This window comes from Bacillus sp. H1a, from assembly GCF_000633475.1.
GTDB classification, from domain to species: Bacteria; Bacillota; Bacilli; order Bacillales; family Bacillaceae_G; genus Bacillus_A; species Bacillus_A paramycoides.
Genome location: NZ_AYMH01000010.1, coordinates 39403 through 61807 on the forward strand (window position 1 = coordinate 39403; position 22405 = coordinate 61807).

At 36.8% G+C, this 22405-nt stretch carries 22 protein-coding genes, 2 tRNA genes and 1 pseudogene; 5 read left to right on the top strand and 20 right to left on the bottom strand.

All coding sequences use genetic code 11. From position 1 onward, the window contains the following. Nucleotides 1-17: 17 nt before the first annotated feature. The gene (gene hemA / locus U860_RS0104105; RefSeq protein WP_025147502.1) at nucleotides 18-1352 is read right to left on the bottom strand and encodes a glutamyl-tRNA reductase; all 1335 of its coding nucleotides are present in this window, start codon (nucleotides 1350-1352) and stop codon (nucleotides 18-20) included. A 416-nt stretch (nucleotides 1353-1768) separates the two neighbouring features. Here hemA and U860_RS0104110 point away from each other — a divergent pair, with 416 nt between their 5' ends. Both U860_RS0104110 and U860_RS0104115 read left to right on the top strand, forming a co-directional pair. Next, on the top strand, nucleotides 1769-2221 hold the full coding sequence (locus U860_RS0104110) for a MarR family transcriptional regulator (RefSeq protein WP_025147503.1): 453 nt from the start codon (nucleotides 1769-1771) through the stop codon (nucleotides 2219-2221). Nucleotides 2222-2223: 2 nt separating this feature from the next. Next, nucleotides 2224-2640: an organic hydroperoxide resistance protein gene (locus U860_RS0104115; RefSeq protein ID WP_025147504.1), complete on the top strand. Its 417-nt coding sequence runs from the start codon at nucleotides 2224-2226 to the stop codon at nucleotides 2638-2640. A gap of 34 nt (nucleotides 2641-2674) precedes the next feature. Here U860_RS0104115 and ysxC read toward each other — a convergent pair whose 3' ends face one another. The 17 genes and pseudogenes from ysxC to U860_RS0104205 all read right to left on the bottom strand — a co-directional run bounded on the left by ysxC (nucleotide 2675) and on the right by U860_RS0104205 (nucleotide 19001). Next, nucleotides 2675-3271 (bottom strand): ribosome biogenesis GTP-binding protein YsxC, encoded by a 597-nt coding sequence (gene ysxC / locus U860_RS0104120; RefSeq protein WP_000869121.1) that lies wholly within the window; start codon nucleotides 3269-3271, stop codon nucleotides 2675-2677. Then, the gene (lon, locus tag U860_RS0104125) at nucleotides 3268-5598 is read right to left on the bottom strand and encodes an endopeptidase La (RefSeq protein ID WP_025147505.1); all 2331 of its coding nucleotides are present in this window, start codon (nucleotides 5596-5598) and stop codon (nucleotides 3268-3270) included. Before lon ends, ysxC begins: the two co-directional genes overlap by 4 nt. A 184-nt stretch (nucleotides 5599-5782) precedes the next feature. Then, complete coding sequence (gene lonB, locus U860_RS0104130) at nucleotides 5783-7453, bottom strand: ATP-dependent protease LonB (protein ID WP_025147506.1); 1671 nt, start codon at nucleotides 7451-7453, stop codon at nucleotides 5783-5785. Nucleotides 7454-7559: 106 nt separating this feature from the next. Then, nucleotides 7560-8819: an ATP-dependent protease ATP-binding subunit ClpX gene (clpX, locus tag U860_RS0104135; protein WP_000472286.1), complete on the bottom strand. Its 1260-nt coding sequence runs from the start codon at nucleotides 8817-8819 to the stop codon at nucleotides 7560-7562. Between the two features lie 264 nt (nucleotides 8820-9083). Next, the gene (gene tig / locus U860_RS0104140; RefSeq protein ID WP_025147507.1) at nucleotides 9084-10367 is read right to left on the bottom strand and encodes a trigger factor; all 1284 of its coding nucleotides are present in this window, start codon (nucleotides 10365-10367) and stop codon (nucleotides 9084-9086) included. 309 nt (nucleotides 10368-10676) lie between these two features. Further along, nucleotides 10677-11675, bottom strand: a complete 999-nt coding sequence (locus U860_RS0104145) for a hypothetical protein (RefSeq protein ID WP_025147508.1) — start codon at nucleotides 11673-11675, stop codon at nucleotides 10677-10679. A gap of 198 nt (nucleotides 11676-11873) precedes the next feature. Then, the gene (locus tag U860_RS0104150; RefSeq protein ID WP_002173640.1) at nucleotides 11874-12122 is read right to left on the bottom strand and encodes a hypothetical protein; all 249 of its coding nucleotides are present in this window, start codon (nucleotides 12120-12122) and stop codon (nucleotides 11874-11876) included. Nucleotides 12123-12417: 295 nt separating this feature from the next. Continuing rightward, a tRNA-Arg gene (locus tag U860_RS0104160) sits at nucleotides 12418-12491 on the bottom strand. Between the two features lies 1 nt (nucleotide 12492). After that, nucleotides 12493-12566, bottom strand: a tRNA-Gly gene (locus tag U860_RS0104165). Nucleotides 12567-12675: 109 nt separating this feature from the next. Then, a complete protein-coding gene (locus U860_RS0104170) occupies nucleotides 12676-13179 on the bottom strand; it encodes a metallophosphoesterase (protein WP_025147509.1) in 504 nt (167 codons plus the stop codon). Between the two features lie 13 nt (nucleotides 13180-13192). Further along, entirely contained in the window at nucleotides 13193-13801 is a 609-nt protein-coding gene (locus tag U860_RS0104175; RefSeq protein WP_025147510.1) for an XTP/dITP diphosphatase, read from the bottom strand. Nucleotides 13802-13812: 11 nt separating this feature from the next. Beyond that, nucleotides 13813-14550: a ribonuclease PH gene (gene rph / locus U860_RS0104180; RefSeq protein WP_025147511.1), complete on the bottom strand. Its 738-nt coding sequence runs from the start codon at nucleotides 14548-14550 to the stop codon at nucleotides 13813-13815. 132 nt (nucleotides 14551-14682) lie between these two features. Then, nucleotides 14683-15729, bottom strand: a complete 1047-nt coding sequence (locus U860_RS0104185; protein ID WP_025147512.1) for a GerMN domain-containing protein — start codon at nucleotides 15727-15729, stop codon at nucleotides 14683-14685. A gap of 130 nt (nucleotides 15730-15859) precedes the next feature. Next, on the bottom strand, nucleotides 15860-16672 hold the full coding sequence (gene racE / locus U860_RS0104190; protein WP_002173646.1) for a glutamate racemase: 813 nt from the start codon (nucleotides 16670-16672) through the stop codon (nucleotides 15860-15862). A 331-nt stretch (nucleotides 16673-17003) separates the two neighbouring features. Then, the gene (gene gerE, locus U860_RS0104195) at nucleotides 17004-17228 is read right to left on the bottom strand and encodes a spore germination transcription factor GerE (RefSeq protein WP_000659484.1); all 225 of its coding nucleotides are present in this window, start codon (nucleotides 17226-17228) and stop codon (nucleotides 17004-17006) included. A 165-nt stretch (nucleotides 17229-17393) separates the two neighbouring features. Beyond that, nucleotides 17394-17722, bottom strand: a pseudogene (locus U860_RS32710) (purine/pyrimidine permease); the annotation flags it as partial. A 37-nt stretch (nucleotides 17723-17759) separates the two neighbouring features. Beyond that, nucleotides 17760-19001: an amidohydrolase family protein gene (locus tag U860_RS0104205; RefSeq protein ID WP_025147514.1), complete on the bottom strand. Its 1242-nt coding sequence runs from the start codon at nucleotides 18999-19001 to the stop codon at nucleotides 17760-17762. 211 nt (nucleotides 19002-19212) lie between these two features. Between U860_RS0104205 and U860_RS0104210 the strand changes: the two genes are divergently transcribed. Further along, entirely contained in the window at nucleotides 19213-19398 is a 186-nt protein-coding gene (locus tag U860_RS0104210) for a PspC domain-containing protein (RefSeq protein WP_002173650.1), read from the top strand. 69 nt (nucleotides 19399-19467) lie between these two features. Here the strand turns inward: U860_RS0104210 and U860_RS0104215 are convergent, their stop codons facing one another. Beyond that, on the bottom strand, nucleotides 19468-20040 hold the full coding sequence (locus U860_RS0104215; protein ID WP_002173651.1) for an XRE family transcriptional regulator: 573 nt from the start codon (nucleotides 20038-20040) through the stop codon (nucleotides 19468-19470). Between the two features lie 100 nt (nucleotides 20041-20140). On the opposite strand from U860_RS0104215, the gene U860_RS0104220 reads away from it, so the two are divergent. Further along, the gene (locus tag U860_RS0104220) at nucleotides 20141-21106 is read left to right on the top strand and encodes a multidrug resistance efflux transporter family protein (protein ID WP_025147515.1); all 966 of its coding nucleotides are present in this window, start codon (nucleotides 20141-20143) and stop codon (nucleotides 21104-21106) included. Nucleotides 21107-21245: 139 nt separating this feature from the next. After that, the gene (locus U860_RS0104225; protein WP_002015331.1) at nucleotides 21246-21911 is read left to right on the top strand and encodes an aquaporin; all 666 of its coding nucleotides are present in this window, start codon (nucleotides 21246-21248) and stop codon (nucleotides 21909-21911) included. A gap of 59 nt (nucleotides 21912-21970) precedes the next feature. On the opposite strand, the gene U860_RS0104230 is transcribed toward U860_RS0104225, so the two are convergent. After that, nucleotides 21971-22402 carry an Rrf2 family transcriptional regulator gene (locus U860_RS0104230; protein WP_025147516.1) on the bottom strand — a complete coding sequence of 144 codons (432 nt, stop codon included), beginning with the start codon at nucleotides 22400-22402 and terminating at the stop codon, nucleotides 21971-21973. Between the last annotated feature and the right edge of the window lie 3 nt (nucleotides 22403-22405).

The window sequence follows — 22405 nt, forward strand, 5'->3', positions numbered from 1 at the left end:
CCGATCATCCTTCCAAATTATAAAGATGGAACGGATGGTGTCCACGCTCTTTTATGTTCTACTTCTTCCGTATCTTCTGCGGTTTCTTCCGCTTCTAAATCAAAAATCTTCGCAAATAGAGCTAATTTTTCGTCAGCTCCCTCTTCAGCAGCTAGTTCTTTAGCTACTAAAATTGGGTCTTTTAACAATTGATTAATAATACTTTTCGTATGTTTACTAATTACTTTTCTCTCACGATCACTAAGAGTTGGTATTTTTCGCTCAAGACTTTCCATCGTGTCACTTTGAATTGCTAGCGCTTTATCACGAAGAGCAGATATTAACGGCACAACACCAAGCGTACTTAACCACGTTTTAAATAACACAATTTCCTCTTCAATCATAAATTGAATTTTCTCTGCTTCTTTCAAACGTTCAGCACGGTTTGCTTCCACTACACCTTGCAGATCATCGATATCATATAAGAAAGAGCCTTCTAGTTCATCAATAGCAGGATCAATATCACGTGGTACTGCAATGTCAACCATAAATAATGGACGACCAGAGCGCATTTTCTCTACTTTCGTCATCATCTCTTTCGTAATGACATATTCTGATGCACCAGTTGAACTAATTAAAATATCCGCTTCTAATAATGCACATTGCAATTCACTTAAAGGCTTTGCATGTCCCATATATTTCTCAGCCATCACTTCCGCTTTCGTAAGCGTCCTATTCATAACTGTTACTTTACGAGCTCCACTTCCGTATAAGTTTTGCAATGCAAGTTCACCCATCTTACCAGCACCAAGAATAAGTACATGACAATCTGTTAACTCGCCAAATATTTTCTTTCCAAGCTCAACAGCAGCATAACTAACAGACATCGCACTTCCACCAATTGTCGTTTCTGAGTGCGCACGTTTTGCTAATGTAACCACTTGCTTAAACAATTCATTAAAAATTGTACCTGTCGCTTTTACTTGTTGTGCTTCTAAAAAGCTATCTTTTATTTGACCTAAAATCTGTGTCTCTCCAACAACCATAGAATCTAAACCGCATGTTACGCGGAATAAATGATCTATTGCGCCATCTTGTTCAAAAATAGACAAGTATGGTGCGACTTCTTCTATTTCAAGCTGAAACCAATCAGCTAAAAACTTCTTAATGTAATATCGTCCCGTGTGTAATTGATCCACAACAGCATAAATCTCAGTGCGATTACAAGTTGATACAATGACATTTTCTAGCACGCTCTTTTGATTTTGTAATGTAGTCATTGCTTGCTCTAGCTCTGCTGCCTGAAATGTGAGTTTCTCACGAAATTCTACAGGGGCTGTTCGATAATTTACACTAACAACAAGAATATGCACGCAGCATGTCCCCCTTCAACCGTTTTATCACTTTATCTACTATCATAATACAACTTTCCTCTTATGAATCTGACAATCGTGTGAACAATCGATTGTTTTTATATATTCTCCATATGTAGTACAGGAGATTCAGTAAATCTTATGAAATAACTTTCTACTTTATAATAATTATAAAATAATAACTCTATTTGTACGTTACCAAAAAAAGTCCTCATAATCAAGTGATGGAAACTATTCCATATTAATTATACCATCATCTTTTCTATCTTCTTTCATCATGAAGGAAAATATGTATGATTGTTCCAAAATATAGCACTCACTTTCTCAATACAATGTATTTGACATTGTATTTCTTTTTCGTTATATTAATTTTACAAAATTAAATTGTACACAATCTAAAAAGAAAGGAGTTACTCATGAAAAAAGATTCTTTGCATCTAGATAAACAACTTTGTTTTTCTATTTACGCTTGTTCAAGAGAAGTTACCCGTTTTTACCGACCATATTTAGAAGAAATGGGCATTACGTACCCCCAGTACATTACTCTACTCGTACTATGGGAACAAGACGGACTAACAGTAAAAGAAATTGGAGAACGTCTATTTTTAGATTCTGGTACTTTAACACCTATGTTAAAACGGATGGAATCATTAAAACTTGTAAAACGTGTTCGTTCAAAGGAAGACGAGCGAAAAGTTTGTATCGAATTAACGGAACAAGGTAAAGATTTAAAAGAAAAGGCTTGTTCATTACCAACAACAATGGCTACAAATTTAGGAATTACAGAACAAGAATATCGTTCTTTATTAATCCAATTAAATAAATTAATTGAAACCATGAAAATAATTAATGATAGAAAAGGGGAATAAACATGGATAAATTATATACAGCTTCAGTAACAGCAACAGGTGGAAGAAATGGGAAAGTAGTTTCAGATGATGGCATATTAAATCTTGATGTGAAAATGCCAAAAGCACTAGGTGGCGTAGGCGGAGAGGCAACAAATCCAGAACAACTATTTGCAGCTGGTTATGCAGCTTGCTTTGATAGTGCATTACAACTTGTCATTCGTACAAAACGTGTGAAAGTGGAAAGTACAGAAGTTACTGCACACGTTTCTATTGGTAAAGATACAGATGGTGGTTTCGGACTATCTGCTGTACTTGATGTACATGTCGCTGGCGTTTCTCATGCCGAAGCACAAGAACTTGTAGAAGCTGCTCACGGTGTATGTCCTTACTCTAAAGCAACAAGAGGAAATATTGAAGTTACATTAAACGTACGCTAAAAAGTTACGTAAATAAAAAAACGCGCGACATTCGTCACGCGTTTTTTGTTTTTGTCATTTTATGAATTGCTTTCCATGCCTCTTCTTTTCCAAGTCCTGTTTCAGAAGAGAATAGAACGATTTCATCGCCAATTTCAACAGCAAGCGTTTCTTTTACAACTTTTAAATGCTTTTGCCATTTCCCTTTCGGAATTTTATCGGCCTTCGTTGCAATAATGATTGTTGGGATTTCATAATGCTTTAAGAAATCATACATCATCACGTCATCTTTTGTTGGTTGGTGACGTAAATCAACTACTAATACAGCAGCGTCTAATTGCTCACGTGTTGTAAAGTAAGTTTCAATCATCTTACCCCATGCCGCACGCTCCGTTTTAGATACTTTCGCATATCCATAACCTGGAACGTCAACAAAATGCATCATTTCATTGATTAAGAAAAAGTTCAACGTTTGCGTTTTTCCTGGTTTAGAAGAAATACGTACTAACTTTTTACGATTTAAAATCTTATTAATAAAGGAAGACTTCCCGACATTAGAACGACCCGCCAAGGCAATTTCTGGTAAATCACTGTCTGGATATTGTTCCGGTTTCACGGCACTAATTACAATATCTGCTTTTGTTACTTTCATTGTTTCACTCCTACTAATGCGTGCTCCAATACTTCGTCTAAATGAGATGCAAGCACAAACGTAAGGTTTTCTTTTACGCTCTCTGGAATATCATCTAAATCTTTCTCGTTCTCTGCTGGCAAAATAATTTTTGTTAAGCCTGCGCGGTGAGCACTTAATGTTTTTTCTTTCAAACCACCAATTGGTAATACACGGCCACGAAGTGTAATTTCACCTGTCATACCAACTTCTTTACTTACAGGAATACCTGTTAGTGCCGAAATAAGTGCCGTTGCCATCGTAATACCTGCTGACGGTCCATCTTTTGGAACTGCTCCTTCTGGAACATGAATATGAATATCGTTTTTCTCATGGAAATCTGGATCAATATGAAGCTCTTCTGCACGAGAACGAATATAGCTAAACGCCGCTTGTGCGGATTCTTTCATAACATCCCCAAGTTTCCCCGTTAAAATTAATTTCCCTTTTCCTGGTGCTACAGACACTTCAATTGCAAGTGTATCTCCACCAGCTGCTGTGTATGCTAAACCTGTCGCCATACCAACTTGGTCTGTCTTTTCAGCTTGCCCATAACGGAATATGTGCTTACCAAGTAAATCAACAACATTTTTCTCCGTTACAACAATGCGCTTGCGTTCTGCTGTAACAATAATTTTTGCTGCTTTACGACAAACTTTTGCAATTTGACGCTCTAACGTACGAACACCAGCCTCGCGCGTATAATAACGAATAATTTCAAGAAGCGCTTCATCACGCACTTGTAAATTACCTTTTCGTAAGCCGTGCTCTTTTAATTGTTTCGGCAGTAAATGCTCACGAGCAATGTGCACCTTTTCAAGTTCTGTATAACCAGCAATCGAAATGATTTCCATTCGATCCAGAAGAGGGCCTGGAACACTTGCAAGTGTATTCGCAGTTGCAACGAACATAACTTTCGATAAATCGTATGGCTCTTCAATGTAATGATCGCTGAAGTTATGATTTTGTTCTGGATCTAACACTTCAAGTAATGCCGCTGATGGATCTCCCCTGAAATCGTTAGACATTTTATCAATCTCATCTAATAAGAAGACTGGATTAACTGTTTTCCCCTTTTTCATACCTTGAATAATACGTCCTGGCATCGCTCCTACATATGTACGACGGTGACCACGAATTTCAGATTCATCACGTACACCACCAAGAGATACACGAACAAAATTACGATTCAATGATGTTGCAATAGAACGCGCTAACGAAGTTTTCCCGACTCCAGGAGGTCCTACTAAGCAAAGGATAGGTCCTTTTAATGAATTCGTTAACTTCTGTACAGCTAAATATTCAAGTACTCGCTCTTTCACTTTTTCAAGACCATAATGATCTTTGTTTAAAATCTCTTCAGAATGAACAAGATCAATCATATCTTCTGTTGCTTCTGTCCACGGAAGCGCCAATAACCAATCAATATAATTGCGAATAACACCGCTCTCTGCAGAACTTGCTGGTAACTTTTCATAGCGATCTAATTCTTTCAGTGCAGCCTTCATTGTTTCTTCAGGCATTCCTGACTGTTCAATTTTCTCACGAAGTTCTTCAACTTCCCCGCCCTTGCCTTCTTTATCACCAAGTTCAGTTTGAATCGCCTTCATTTGCTCACGTAGGAAATATTCTTTTTGCGTGCGCTCCATTGAACGTTTCACTTTTTGTCCAATTTTCTTTTCTAGGCTAAGTAATTCTTGTTCATCTTGAATAATTGAAATAAGTATATGTAATCGTTCTTTCACAGATACAATCTCTAAAATCTCTTGTTTCTGCTTCGTTTTAATCGGCAAGTGAGAAGCAATTAAATCAGCTAGTCTTCCTGGTTCTTCTACATCAGCTACCGTTGCAAATGTTTCATTTGAAACTTTTTTCGAAACTTTAATATATTGTTCGAAATGCTCCAGTAACGTACGCATAAGAGCCTTCTCTTCTAAATCATCTTCTACTTCTTCAGTTACCGTTCTAATAGAAACTTTTACTACATTTTCTTCTTCAATAAACTCTATTACTTCTGCTCTATGTAAACCTTCTACAAGGACACGAAGCGTACCGTTCGGCAATTTTAACATTTGCTTCACTTTCGCCACTGTACCTACACTATATATGTCATCATCTTTCGGATCGTCGATATTCATTTCTTTTTGCATTGCTAAAAAGATGATATTTTCATCCATTGCCGCCTGCTCTAGTGCTTGTATCGATTTATCACGTCCTACATCAAGATGCAGAACCATCGTTGGATATACGAGAACGCCTCTTAATGGTAGGAGGGGCACGATTCTTTCGTTCGCATTCATACTAGACATAGCACCTCCATAATAAATTAAACTCCTGTTCAACTATTTTATATTACAATACATCTAGATGCAATTGCAGAGATTCTTCGTAATTGTAAATCCCTTGTTTTTTTCTGCCTCATGAAAAGAAAAAGAACTCCGCTTAAGCATACAAACTTAAACGAAGTCTGGCAAATTTTATTATTATTTATTCTCACATTGATTGTGCATCTGTTTCGTCCAAAGTATTATGTACATCAAGCTCACGATGCTTGTTTTCCTGCATAAATGTTAGCTCAAATACTTCTTTTAGTTTGCGAACGGGAATGATTTCAATTCCCTTAATAGTATACAAAAATGGTTGCATGTTTTCCGCAGGAATGATGACTTTCTTAGCTCCTGCTTTTTTCGCAGCTTTTATTTTTGCGTACACACCACCAATAGGCTTCACCTCTCCGTGGATACTTATCTCACCTGTCATCGCTACTTCATTGTTCACATACGTACGATGCACCGCTGAATAGACACCTGTTGCCATAGCAATCCCTGCCGAAGGACCATCAATCGGGATACCACCTGGAAAATTAATATGTATATCATACCCTTCTGGCAACACATCTAGAGAACGAAGTACTGTTAACACATTATCAACAGAACCTTTCGCCATACTTTTTCGACGAATCGATTTCGTTTGGCTACCAATACTTTCCTCTTCTACAATTCCAGTTACATTTACTGACCCTTTATCTTTCGCAGGAATAGCTGTTACCTCAATTTCTAATAACGCGCCTGTATTCGGTCCATATACAGCAAGCCCGTTTACAAGACCAATCCTTGGAATTGGATAAATACGTTTTTCGTACTTTGGTGTAAGTTGACTCGAATGAACAACCCACTCAATATCTTCATCTTTAATGAAAGAACGTTCTTCATTTATCGCCATACCAGTAGAAATTTGCACGAGATTAATTGCTTCCCGTCCATTTCTTGCATACATTCCAATCATTTCAATACCGTTTTCACCTATTTGCATTTCCACCTTATCAGCTGCATTTTTCGCTACCTTTTGGATTTCTTCTGTATCTAATTCACGGAAGAACACTTCTAAACAACGCGACCGAATTGCAGGTGGAATCTCCTCTGGTGAACGTGTCGTTGCACCAACTAGGCGAAAATCTGCTGGTAAACCTTTTTGAAAAATATCATGTATATACGTTGGGATCATCGAATTTTCTTCACTATAGTACGCACTTTCCAAAAATACTTTCCGATCTTCTAACACCTTTAGCATTTTGTTCATTTGAATCGGATGTAATTCACCAATCTCATCAATGAACAAAATACCACCATGTGCATCTGTTACAGCCCCTTTTTTCGGTTGCGGGATACCCGCTTGCCCCATTGCACCCGCTCCTTGATAAATCGGATCATGCACTGAACCAATTAAAGGATCTGCAATACCACGTTCATCAAACCTAGCTGTCGTCGCATCAAGTTCGATAAATGTTGCATTCGTACGAAATGGAGATTTCGGATTTCGTTTTGCTTCTTCTAATACAAGGCGTGCTGCCGCTGTCTTTCCGACACCTGGCGGACCATATATGATCACATGTTGCGGATTAGGACCACAAAGAGCCGCTTTCAACGACTTAATTCCGTCTTCTTGCCCTACAATGTCTAAAAAGGATGTAGGACGTACCTTTTCCGCAAGTGGCTCTGTTAAAGAAATCTCACGCATTTTACGAAGTTGCTCTAATTCTTTTTTCGATTCTCGATCAATTGAAACTTTTTGTGTTCGCTGATTTCGAAGTAAATGCCAAAAATACAATCCGACAATTACGCCAAAAACAAGTTGAACAAGTAAAAATATATTTGTCCAGCTCATAATTTATTTCCTCCCGCTATGTTTTATCTTTTAGTATTTCCTGGGAGGAATAGTGCTAAACATAAAGAAAAACAGCAATTATAAAAATTGCTGTTTCTCCTTCACATTATGCAGATGTTTTTGTATCAAGTACAGTACCGTCTTGTAACACCAATTTCGGTGGCTCATTATCAGCTACTGTTTCTTTTGTAAGAATACACTTCTCGATATCTTTGCGAGATGGAAGTTCGAACATTACATCAAGCATTAAGCCTTCAATAATTGAACGAAGTCCACGAGCACCTGTTTTACGTTCAATTGCTTTTTTCGCAATCTCAATCAGTGCACCTTCTTCAAACTCTAACTCAACATCGTCAAGCTCCAATAGTTTTTGGAATTGCTTAACAAGTGCATTTTTTGGTTTAGTTAAAATATCTACAAGAGCATCTTCATCAAGCGGCTCTAGGTTCGCAATAACTGGAAGACGACCGATAAACTCCGGAATTAAACCGAATCTTAAAAGGTCCTCTGGTAAAACGTGAGATAAAACATGCTTCTCGTTTACATCAGCATTTTTCTTCTCAGAACCAAATCCAATTACTTTTTCACCAAGGCGACGTTTAATAATTGGCTCAATGCCATCAAACGCTCCACCACAAATGAATAAGATATTCGTTGTATCAATTTGAATAAACTCTTGATGCGGGTGCTTACGACCACCTTGAGGTGGAACGCTTGCTACAGTACCTTCTAAAATTTTCAGAAGTGCCTGCTGTACGCCTTCACCAGATACATCACGTGTAATTGATGGATTTTCGGACTTACGTGCCACTTTATCAATCTCATCAATATAAATGATTCCTTTTTCCGCTTTCTCTACATCATAATCAGCCGCTTGGATTAATTTTAATAAGATGTTTTCTACATCTTCCCCAACATATCCAGCTTCTGTTAAAGATGTTGCGTCCGCGATCGCAAATGGAACATTTAAAATACGCGCTAATGTTTGTGCCAATAATGTTTTACCACTACCAGTTGGCCCAATAAGTGAAATATTACTCTTCGCTAATTCTACATCATCAATTTTGCTGTTAGAATTAATGCGTTTGTAATGGTTATATACCGCTACCGCTAGTGCTTTTTTCGCGTTATCTTGTCCGATGACATACTCATCTAAGATTTCACGAATTTCTACCGGTTTCGGTACATCTTTGAATTCTACTTCTTCATCCTTCGCAAGCTCCTCTTGTACAATTTCAGTACAAAGCTCGATACACTCGTCACAAATGTAAACACCTGGACCTGCAACTAACTTACGAACTTGCGTCTGTGTTTTACCACAGAAAGAACATTTTAATTGCCCTTTTTCATCATTAAATTTAAACATATTTTCACACCCCTTACAAAGTGCTAACCTCTTGCCCTCGTATGTACACGATAAATGTATCGTATGTAAATACATATTATGTCACTACGCGGCGAGAAATACAAATAATATGACTAGTTATGTACAGATAAATTTTTTTTGAAACTTTTGAAATATGTATATTCGACTTATAAAGGAACTTTTCCTTCTTCATCGAAAAGTTTTATAAATATATTTCTATATTTATAAAACAAGGCACGATTAAAATCGCGCCTTGTTATTTTATTATGCAGCTTTGCTGTTGTCTACTAAGAAGTCTACAGCTTTACGCACTTTAAGATCTTCAGATAAAGCGTCTACGCTTCCAAGAGCTTGCTTGATAGCGTCTACTGGCATACCGTACATTTCAGCCATTTTTTCAACTTCTGCAGTTACTTCTTCTTCAGTAACTTCGATGTTTTCAGCTTCAATGATAGCTTCAAGAACAAGGTTGATTCTTACACGTTTTTGTGCATCCTCTTTCATTTGCTCTTTTAATTTGTCAGCGTCAGTACCTGTGAATTGGTAGTAAAGCTCAAGGTTCATACCTTGTTGGCTTAAACGTTGCTCGAATTCACGAACCATACGATCTAACTCAGTGTCGATCATAGCTTCTGGAATGTCGATTTCAGCGTTAGCAGCAGCTAATTCTACTACTTCGTCACGTACTTTGTGCTCAGCTTCGTGCTTTTTGCCTTCTTCTAAGTTTGTGCGAAGTTTTGCTTTTAATTCATCAAGAGTTGCAACCGCTTCGTCAGCTTCTTTAGCAAACTCGTCGTTTAACTCAGGAAGTTCTTTTGTTTTGATTTCGTGAATTGTTACTTTGAATGTTGCTGGTTTGCCAGCTAATTCAGCAGCATGGTACTCTTCTGGGAATGATACTTCAACGTCTTTAGACTCACCAGATTTAAGACCAATTACTTGCTCTTCGAAACCTGGGATGAAAGTACCAGAACCGATTGCAAGTGAGTAGTTTTCGCCTTTTCCGCCTTCAAATGCTTCGCCATCAACGAAACCTTCGAAGTCGATTACAGCTGTATCACCGTTTTCAACAGTTCCTTCTTCTTTAACAACTAGTTCAGCTTGACGCTCTTGTAAAGCTTTTAATTCGTTCTCTACATCTTCGTCAGTTACAGTTGTTTCAACTTTTTCTACTGCTAGACCTTTGTACTCACCTAATTTAACTTCAGGTTTCACTGTAACTTTTGCAGTGAAGATAAGGTTAGCATTTTTTTCGAACTTCTCAATGTCAATCTCAGGATGAGCAACTGGGAAGATACCAGCTTCATCGATTGCTTCACCGTATGCTTTTGGTAAGATGATATCTAAAGCATCTTGGTATAAAGATTCAATACCAAAGCGTTGTTCGAATAACGGACGAGGCATTTTTCCTTTACGGAAACCTGGTACGTTAATTGTTTTTACTACTTTTTTGAACGCAGCGTCGATAGAGTTGTTTACTTCTTTAGCATCAACTTCGATTGTTAAAACGCCAACGTTACCTTCTAATTTTTCCCATTTTGCAGCCATTTATTCTTTCCCTCCAACTATAATAATGTATGCACATACCTCTATAGATTAAAATCTTCATTATCTCTTTTTTGAAATAACAAATGTACAAATAATCCTCTAGCAAAAGCTTTCAGATATAATGTTCCAATCTACTAATTGTCTAAAAGACAACTACGGTATATTTTGTTCGAGACTAATATGAAACATATTAAGTAAGAGAATTATACTCCTCTTCTCTTACAAACAGGCAGTTTTCTGCCTTTTGCAACCCTTACATTATAACATAGAATATGCTCGTTTCAATAACTGAACGATTCTTTTTCATAATTATACGGGCAAATACCCTTCTCTTTCAACGCGTAGTAACCATTGATAAGCAATATGAAATTCCTCAAACTCGATATTGTATGCTGTCATAAGTTCTTCTTCATCAATAGCCAATCCGAAACGCTTTCTTCCAATTCTCTCTAAGACGGCAGCCCAAATTTCTACTTTATCCATTAATAGAGGGAATGGGAAAATGCTAATTTGTAATTCTTTCCAGTATGTAACCATTGTATCAAATATATCTGGATAATTTTGCTCTAATCGGCTTGATAATTTATGTATAATTTTATCGGATTGCTCCTCATTATGACCTGTAAATGCTGGTATCACCTTTATCGTATTTCCAAACTTCTCTACTTCTATCTCTTCTTCTATTTGATTTTCTACCATTTTATACAAAATAGAAGTTTTTAAATACGGGTGCTGATCTTCGTCTATTAAAAATTTCTTTAAAACAGGAAGTGCGAGATCAAGATCTTTTAACGAAAGCTTCTGAATTACCCTTAACTTTTGACCAAAGTTTTCTCCAAAAAGTTCATCGGTAAATTCTTCTAATTCAAAATCCGAATCCACTAGCGGTATATCTTCCTCATTCAGCATCCCTTGCGCAAACAAAGCAAGCTGCGCTAGTTTTTCCTTTTGCTCTGGAATTATATCTTTCGTTTGCAAAACTTCCTCAACAGTTTCGATAACACCTTCATAATCATTTGTTTGAACTAAAATAGTTACATACGTTTCAAGAATATCACCAAATAATACAGCTCCTGTTTCAAGCAACTGCTCACATTTTTCTTTCGCTTCTTCCATACGTTTTAATTCTAGCAAACAAATAACTGAAGCTAATTCTGTTTGTTCCGTTTCTGCATTATACTGACGTAATATTTCAAAGCAGCGCAATGCATCTTCGAATTTCCGCTCTTTCAGCGCTAAAAAACCTTCGTCAATATAGCGTTCTGATAGTTGCGGAAACAATACGACCGTATTTTCTTTTTTATCCATACGTCCGCCTCTTTTTCTAGATTTTAATTATCTTCACAGTAAATATATCAAATGCGTAATGAGAACACAACATTCCAAAACTGTTTATTTGAAATATAGGAATATTTAATTTTTATAACAAAAAATCAACAAACTGTTACATAAAATTCATTTTTTCATAAACAAAAACCCTCAGCAACAGACGCAGAGGATTCATCATTAATGGAAAGCTTTTATAATTGTGGGATATATAACAAGGGTAATAATTTGGAGAACAATAATTGCCATAACAATCATGCTAAAAAAGAAGATTGGTTTACTTCGCTTCATTAAAAACATAATAATAAGCATTGTACAAGCAAACAAACTTAAGAAGAACAAACTTGTTGTCGAACTAAGTATACCACTCGGGACAAAGAACAATAAAACTACACTACAAGTACCTATAATTCCGAATAACCATTCCATTCATTCACTCATTCCCTTTCCCTCTCATGGCAGTTTTTCTAAGCTACTAAATGTTTTACAACGTCAATTACATACGTTAATTTCTCATATGCTACAAATCCAAACGCTACTGTTAAACCCGTTACGATTAATCCTTTCATCATCTCTTCCTCCTCATTTATCGTTGTTATCTTCATTATAGAGGATTCGTAATGTGTTACCATCGAACTTCCTTACACTTACCTTACAGAATTGTAAGATTTCAAAAAAGACAAACAAAAAACCTTGTTATCAAAAGATAACAAGGTTTTTTTAGCGTCCCAGGAGAGATTCGAACTCCCGACCGACGGCTTAGAAGGCCGTTGCTCTATCCTGCTGAGCTACTGGGACATGGAGCGGGTGAAGAGAATCGAACTCTCGACCAGAGCTTGGAAGGCTCTTGTTTTACCACTAAACTACACCCGCATATGTTATTTTATTGTTTGTTTTTAGCGCCGATGTCCTATCGACAATATTTATTATATGTATATCCACACATAAAGTCAACACCTTTTTTAAAAGAGGATAATTTTTCTTATCCTCTTTTAAAAACTGCTTGTTCAACTAGTTGTCCATCTAATGTTTCAAAACGAACTTCCATTTGATTTTCATCCATTTCTAATAAGGCAAATGTTTTTTCTACACGCTGACGTGGTAATAAAACACTTCCTGGATTGATAAATAAAACGCCATCAATGAATTCCGCACCTAATACGTGAGAATGTCCAAAGCAGGCAACTTGCGCTCCTACCTCTTCCGCATGGTACGCTAATGTTTGTAACGTCATTTTCACATTATGACGATGTCCATGTACAACTAAGAAGCGAATTCCATCTACATCAGTTACAATTTCATCTCGAAAGTTAGCATAATCACAATTACCTTTTACAACATGGAAACCTTGCAGCTCTTCATGAGCAGGCGTTAACTCTGAATCACCGCAATGAATCATGACATCTACTTTCCCTTCGTATTTCTCTTTTAACTGCTGTAATTCCTTCACAGAGCTATGACTATCGCTTACGATTAAAGCTTTCATCAATCTCTCTCCCTTACTCTTCTAAAAACCATTCTGGGATTTTTTCTTCTAATTTACGAAGAGCACGCCCACGGTGACTAATTGCGTTTTTCTCATCTGAACTTAGCTCAGCCATCGCTTTTTTATATTCTTCTACATAAAAAATCGGATCGTATCCGAAACCATTTTCCCCGCGGCGCTGTTCTAAAATCTTCCCTTCGCACGTTCCGTTTACAATAACCGGCTCTTTATCCGTTTCAGGGAAGGCAACTGCTAACGCACAGTAAAAACGAGCAGTACGTTTTTCTAAAACGATGTCAGTTAACTCTTGCAAAACTTTATCGATATTCGCTTGATCATCTTTCGGTTCTCCAGCAAAACGAGCTGAATATACACCTGGTTTCCCGTTTAAAGCATCTACAATAAGACCAGAGTCATCTGCAATTACGATGGAATTCAATTGTTTACTAAGACTATCCGCTTTTAAAATTGCGTTTTCTTCAAATGTTTCACCAGTTTCTTCGACTTCTTCAATATGAGGAAAATCGTGTAAAGATTTCACTTCTAAGTCAAATCTCTCAAATAACTCAGCAAACTCACGCACTTTCCCCACGTTTTTTGTCGCTACAACAACTTGCTTCATATTTCCCACCTCTACTCTATATGAGATACGATGTCACCTAACGCTTCTTTTTGCTTTTCAACAAGTTGGAAAATCCCTTGTTCAGCAGCATCAAGTAATTCATTTAATTCCGCTCTACTAAACGTCGCTTCTTCTCCAGTTCCTTGTACTTCAACAAACTGACCTTTTCCAGTCATAATTACGTTCATATCAACGTCTGCTTTAGAATCTTCTATATAGTTTAAATCTAAAACGACACCTTGCTCTTCAACAATCCCTACTGACGTTGCTGCTAAATAATCTTTCACAGGGATTTTAGATACTTTTTCTGCTTGCAATAATTTTTCAAAAGCTAATACCATTGCTACATAAGCACCTGTAATAGAAGCTGTTCTAGTTCCGCCATCCGCTTGAATTACATCACAGTCAATCCACACTGTTCTTTCACCAAGCGCTTCTAAATCAACAACCGCACGTAATGCTCGCCCAATTAAACGCTGGATCTCCATTGTACGACCCGTTACTTTCCCTTTACTTGACTCTCGAATTGTACGTTGCTCTGTCGCACGTGGAATCATTGCGTATTCTGCTGTTACCCATCCTTTTCCTTCTCCACGCATAAATGGCGGTACACGCTCTTCAATTGTCGCTGAACAAATTACCTTTGTATCCCCAACTTCAATTAGTACCGATCCTTCTGGATGTTTTAAATAATTTGTATGAATATGTATATGGCGTAGTTCCGCTTGCCCTCTACCATCTACTCGCATAAAAATAACCCCCTCTTAACTACTACTCATTAGTATAGCCAAATTTAAATGTATGATATGTATAACAATAAAAGAAGGGGAACTCAAAAAGCAATTCCCCTTTCTTACATAATTATATCAAATTATTCACGATTAAAAACTACCTGTATTCACGTTTTGTGGACGATCAACAGGTTTTATTAATTTTTCACCTTTCTCATCCATAAGATTCGCTTTACCATTCACTTCAATAGAAACATTTTTTACACCTTGTTTTTCCGTTAAAGATAATACTAACGATTTCAGTACGTAATTTGAAATCATATTTTTGTCTTGATTCGCAAATATATTTTCATTAAAGTTTAATGTAATATTTCCGTTCTCTACTTTTGGATTCGTAATAAGCTTAACCCCTGGATTAAAATCATTTAGTAGCGAACCTTGAATCGGACCTTTTACAAGCTCATTCACAATTGTCGAATAATCATTCTCTTTCCCATCTGCAACGCGGCGTGTTACTGGTACGTAGTATTGTTTCTTATTACTTTGCGCCATAAAATAAAGTGTAACGGGTTTTGTATTCGTTACATCTGCTACTTGTTCATCATCAAAGTTAATTCCATTTGCACGGCTCACACCTTCACCAAGTGGCGTACCCGCTACAGGCATCTTCGCTAACTTCTCACCATTTATTTGGAACTGCACTTGTTTTATCTCTTTAAATTGCGTCAAAGTCCACGCTACTGATTCAACAATTTGACGTTCTTCTTCTTTTGCATAGTTTTTCATTTCTTTAGAGAAATCAATTACCGCTGTCCCATCTTTCTTCAAATCTAGGGTCATCGTTGTATTTGCTGGGAGAACTGCTCGAAATCCATTCGGCAATAAATTTGTGACTGGTCCATCTTTCACAAGATATTCTAACGTTTGCTGTACAACTTCATTCGCTTTCGGAGTAGGCATTGCAATGGTTTGCGGTACAACATACCCATTTTTATCAACGAGGTATAACTCTCTATTTACTGTTTGCCCTTGTTTATCTTTTTTAGCCGTTTCTTTCTTTTCACCTTCTGTATACGTAACTTTTTTCGGCGGATCAATTTGCTCTGTCGCTTTCTCCTGATTTAAAAAGCCACACCCTGTTAATAAAATTGCACTCATAGTAGCACCAACAACCCATTTAAAAGTGGATTTAGGCATGCCATTCCCCCCTAAAATCTAAGTTTGTACTATTATGTATACGAGCTGTTTCATGTTTTAGAACAAGCTATGGCTACTTATACAGAAAAAACCCCTGATTTCTCAGGAGTTCTCTTATATGAATCTACTATTATTCTGTTTCTAAATTAATATGCTTCACATTTTCAATCGGCTGACCGAACCATTTTGAAGCGATTTCTTTAAACAAACCTATTTTACCAGTTGTTAAGAAGAGGTGGTCACTTTGTTCTTCTCCCTCATTTAGCATCTTACTATGGTATAGGATCGTACTTACTTCACGTGCTGTTTCATCACCCGAACTAATTAATTGTACTTGATCTCCCATTACCTTTTTAATAACAGGACCTAAAATAGGATAATGTGTACACCCTAAAATTAGGGTATCAATATCAGTACTTTTCAACGGTTGCAATGTTTCTCTTACAACTTCATATGCCATTTCACTTTCGAAATTTCCGCTCTCTACAAGTTCTACGAAAGGCGGGCACGCTAAACTTTCTACCATAACACGGTTATTAATAGACTTTAGCGCCTCTTCATATGCACCACTTTTCACAGTGCCAATCGTTCCAATAATCCCAACATGATACGTATTTGTCATTTTTAAAGCTGTACGTGATCCAGGATGAATAACTCCAACTACTGGAATTGGTAATTGTTTTTGCATTTCTTCTAACACAACCGCAGTTGCTGTATTACATGCAATAACTAACATTTTGATGTTTAGTTCTAACAAATGTTCTGTCATTTCCCACGTGAATTTACGCACTTCTTCACGAGAACGCGGACCATAAGGGCATCGCGCTGTATCCCCTAAATATATAATACGTTCTTTAGGTAACTGACGAATTAATTCCTTCGCTACTGTTAATCCACCTACTCCTGAATCAATGACACCGATCGCTCTATTCAACTTAATCACCCGTTTTCTCATTCATCATCTTATTTTATGTTTATCAGTATATTTTACACACTTTAAGTTCGCTAACTTAAAATGCCCCTGTATAAAATTTTTCATTTGTACCTGTATAGACCAGGACCTTTTTTATTTTGCTCCTTTTTTTCATAATTTGCAAGACAGAAAAATAACCGACTCTTTTTATAAAAGTCGGCTTCTTCTATAACATATCTTCTATCTCAAAATCTGAGATACCTGCTTTTTAAGTTCAAAAACCTTTTCCCACTTCAATAGTTCATTTCAAAATATAAACAGAAAAATAGCCGACTCTTTTTATAAAAGTCGGCTTCTTCTATTATAGTTCGAGTTCTCCCATACGAAGAAGCTCAACAACTGCTTGTGAACGTCCTTTAACCCCTAGCTTTTGCATTGCATTTGATATGTGGTTGCGCACTGTTTTTTCACTTATAAAAAGTTCACCTGCAATTTCCTTCGTCGTTTTATCTTGAACCAGTAATTCAAATACTTCTCTCTCTCTCTTTGTGAGTAAAGGTTTAGATTGATACGCTTTTTCCTTCAACTGGTATAACCCTCCTTGCTTAAGCCAGAGCTGTGTATGTGTAAGTTGGGTGTTTATTTAGTCAAGATATTGTATGAACGAAATGTGCAGGTGGTGAATGAAAATGGGCTTTATTTCTTATGTTATTTTAGACTTTTATACTGTTTATGCACTCGTTTTATACATTTACTTCTCCGTACGCCATATTTGTTCTAGCAATATACTTACAACGGTACCTACAAACAAACCATTACCGAATATATTTTGCATAACAGAAGGCAATGATTGGAGTGCTCCAGACGGTAAAAACATAACGCCGCAGCCAAATAATACCGCAACTCCTAAAATCGTTACATTCTTTTCGCTAAGTTGTATTTTTTTATGTTATGAAACCCAATTCCAATGAACTGTACGAACGAAGCCATTAAAACTGCAGATGCGACCGCGGATGGCAGAGATGCTAGGTAGCGGATAATACTTGAAAACAGCGACATAACAACTAGTAGCACACATGCAAATAAGCCCCCTTCTCAAAACGTCTAAACGATTCTTCTATACAAGATTATCTAATTTCACTTGATCTAAATTCCCCATAACGACATTCCCCTTATACATAACTACACACTTCTCCGCTTGACGAGCTACTGCTTCAGCGACACATGTTGCATTCGTTAAAACAAAACTTGCCTCATCCCCTACATTAGGCCACACTCGCTCCCCTTCATTATTTAACGTTTCTTTCCCTCCTGTAATAAAACGAAGAGCTTTTCCTAAAGATCTTTCATCACTCCAACCAAACCGTTCCGCCAATCGATTCGCTTTTTGAAGCATATCCCCCGTTCCAAACGGAGACCAATGATCTGTAATACTATCATTTCCTAATGAAACTTTAACTCCTTTTCGATCTAATAATGGAATTGGGATTACTTGTTTACCAATTGGAACAGTTGAAGTAATATCGATCTTTAATGCCGCTAATCTTTCTGCCACTTCTTCAGCTTCTTTATCAGTAACGCCTCCAAGTCCAAGTGCATGGCTAATCGTTACACGCCCTTGCCATCCTGCTTCCTCTGTTAGGCTCGCCAATCTCTTCATCGTAAACGTTCCAAGGTTATTTGCATCATGCAGATGGATGTCCACATCCGCATTAAACTCCACTGCAATATCCATAATTGTATGTAATGATTTTTCGATGTCATTATCTACAGTAGCTGGGTCCACTCCGCCAACTAATTGTGCGCCCATACGCATTGCATCTTTCACAAGCTGTACAGAATTACTGCGCAATAATCCATGTTGCGGAAATGCAACTATTCTACCAGACAACCGATCTTTATATGTTTCTAAAGCCGCTAATGTTGCTTCCAAATTACGAAGTCCAATAATTGGATCAACATTACAATGCGTTCTAATATTCGTTGCGCCATTTCGGAGCAGTAACTCTAACATATTTTCCGCCCTATGTTGAGCAGTTGCTAATTGCTTTGGCAAAATCGTTTCTTCTTCATTAAAACGTGTAAAAATATTTTCTGCTGGCATGCAAGCTTTCCAAGGCCCACTATAATACGTTTTATCGATATGAATATGCATCTCTTCGAAAGCTGGTAAAACTAATAAACGATTAGCATCAAAAGTTAAAGTTCCTTCCTCTTGAACGATTCCCGATATAATTTTTTTAATTATGCCATCTTCAATAAGAAGACTGTATATCTCTGTTTCCGTTTGTGAAATTTTCGCTTCTTCATATGTATAACCTGTTTCAAGCTTTACATTAGTCAACCAATACAATGTCATTACCATTTCCCCACCTTATATTAGAAAATATGTCACACCCTCATTTTCATTTTAATATCAACTGAAAATTAAGACAATTAACAAACTATGAACCTCTTTGAAAAAAATAATATAATCAAATGGTCCCCCCATAAATTCCCATATAGAATAAAAGTACATACGCACACATAAAATTTTCACAATGATGATATAAAAAGGGGAGGATCATTATATGTCGAAGAAATTATGTAAATCTGAAACTGACAAAATGTTATTTGGTGTATGCGGAGGTTTAGGCGAATATTTTGATATTAGCGCTACTCTCATTCGGATCATCTGGCTTATTGCCGTTCTATGTTTTGGAACAGGGTTTTTAGTTTATCTCATTTGTTTATTACTCATGCCACGTTCGTACTAATAACATCGTTCAATATACTTTAGCAGTGCATATAAAAAAGTCACCTATAGAATTCTATAGGTGATTTTTTTATGAAGAATATTTCATCGTTAAATGCAATACCGCCACTTCATCCTCTTCATTTTTATAACTATGTTTCTTATTCGCTTCAAATTGAATGGAATCAAACTCATTTAGCTCATACACATCATTCTCAACTTGAATAGAAACTTTCCCTTTCATTACCGTTACAAGCTCAATTGCTCCTTCATGATGAGCTTCAGGCTCATATATACTATGCGCTCTTAAACAAGCCCGGTGCATTTCCATCCCCGTTTCTTTCGTGTAACGGAACATTGTTTCTAAGTGCCACGCTTGTCCTACATCTACTGCAAACCCTTCTCCGCAGCGTGCAACGGCTACAGGCTCTCCAACAACCATCAATCTCGATAAAGGGATTGATAACCCTTTCGTAATTTTCCAAATGACAGCTAATGTTGGATTCGTTTCACCTCTTTCAATCTTTCCTAGCGTTAATTTACTAACACCTGTCTTTTGGGCTAAATCTTCTAAACTTAATTTTTGTTCATTTCGAATTTGTCTTAATAGCTGACCTACTTGCTGAATGACTTCTTTCGTTTGCATGTCCTCATTTTCTTTCATCTATAAAACCACCTTAAAATATAAAATAGTTTACTTTTATTAAATTAAAGTATAGTATACTATACATAATTATTTAATTCCGAAAGGAGTGTTATACTTCATGCGCGCAATATTACTAGGTCTTTTATCATCGGCCTTTTTTTCTGCAACCTTTATTATTAACAGAGCAATGAATGTATCTGGAACAAGCTGGGCTTGGACTGCTTCCTTCCGTTTTCTATTTGCTCTCCCTATTTTATTCCTTATCGTTTTATTTCGCAAAAACTTAGGAGCTTTATGGGCAGAGTTAAAGAAACATCCATTTGCATGGATTGGGTGGGGCTCCGTCGCTGGCATCGGCTTCTATTCTTTATTAAGTTTCGCAGCTGTTTTTTCTCCAGCTTGGCTCGTTGCTGGAACTTGGCAAGTTACGATATTAGCAGGTTTACTTTTATCACCATTATTTTTCATTAAAATAGAAACAAAGTCTGGTACAAAACTTGTACGCGGAAAAATTCCACTGCGCAGTTTATATGTAGCATTATTTATTTTACTTGGTGTAATTTGTATGCAAGCTACTGCAGCGGGTCATATTACAATGACTCAGTTCATTTCTGGTTTTTTACCCGTCGTTTTAGCAGCTTTCTTATATCCCTTCGGTAACCGAAAAATGATGGAACTTGTTGGCGGGCGTCTTGATACATTCCAACGTGTATTAGGAATGGCGATCGGAAGTCTCCCTATTACAATTTTACTTGGTATATACGGATTTTCCACTACTGGTATTCCATCATCAAGTCAAATGCTGCAAGGGTTTTTGTTAGCATTATGTTCCGGAGTTATTGCGACGATGACATTTTTCTTTGCTACTGACTTAGCAAAAGACAATCTTGGTTTACTTGGAGCTGTTGAAGCAACACAAGCTGGAACGATGGTCTTTACCGTGCTCGGTGAGATTATTTTCTTAAATGGTTCATTTCCTGGTGGTCTGTCACTAATTGGGATGATTATTATCATGCTAGGCATGGTCGTAAATAGTGTTTTAAACCGTTCTGTTCCAGTCGTTAAACAGAAAAAATTAGCATAAAAAAAGCATGATTCTTCTTTATAGAATCATGCTTTTTTACTGTCCCCCTATTCAGATTTATCAGAATAGAATTTCATTAGCTATTTATACTAAAACCTATGTTATAATACGTTTCATGTGCATTAATAGGAGGTAAATTATGTTAAAAAAAGCAATTGCTGAATTTATTGGTACATTTGTACTTGTACTATTTGGAACTGGAGTAGCTGTCATTGGCGGCGGAATTGAAGGAATTGGAACATTAGGTATCGCTATGGCTTTCGGATTATCTATCGTGGCTATGGCATATAGCATTGGAACAATTTCTGGATGTCATATTAACCCAGCAGTATCAATCGCTATGTTCATCAACAAAAGAATGAACGCTATGGAACTTAGCTATTATTTATTAGCTCAAATTTTAGGTGGTTTATTAGGAACTGCAACGTTGGTAACAATTTTACGATCTGCTAAATTACCTTTAGATAATTTAGGACAAAATAGTTTTGGAACTCTTGGTTTATCTGGAGCATTTTTAGTTGAATTCATTTTAACTTTCGTATTTGTTTTAGTTATCGTTGCTGTAACAGGTAAAAAAGGAAGTTCTTCTTTAGCTGGACTAGTAATTGGTTTCACGTTAGTATTAATTCACTTATTAGGTATCCCGTTAACTGGAACATCTGTTAACCCAGCTCGTAGTATCGCACCAGCTTTATTCGCTGGCGGAGAAGCAATTTCTCAACTATGGGTATTCATCGTTGCACCAATTCTTGGTGGTATCGTAGCAGCTGTTGTAGGAAAGTTTATTTTAAATACTGAAAAATAGAATTTTCAATATTTCCGAATAAAAAAGGCGAGCCCTCTTCATGAGAAGGCTCGCTTTTTTTATTCTTTAATCTTGGACTTTAAATTTGTAACTAATTGCTGCACCGTTACATTTTCAAGTACGTTTTCCATCGCTTCTTGCGCTTGCATTAAAATAATTTCTAATACCGATTGAATATTAGCTCCTACTGGACATTCAATGTTGGGATTTTCATGGAAAGAAAATAGGTGTCCTTCTTCTACAACTTCCACAGCTTTATATACATCAAGTAATGTAATTTCATCTAAATCACGAGCAAGTGTCGTACCACCTTTACCAGCTTGTACATCAACAAATCCTGCTCTCTTCAACATTCCTGTAATGCGACGAATCACAACTGGATTTGTATTCACACTACCAGCAATCCATTCAGAGGTACAGCGAGAGTTTCGATCTATTGCAAGTAACGTTAACATATGAACACCTACTGTAAAACGACTACTAATTCCCATCTG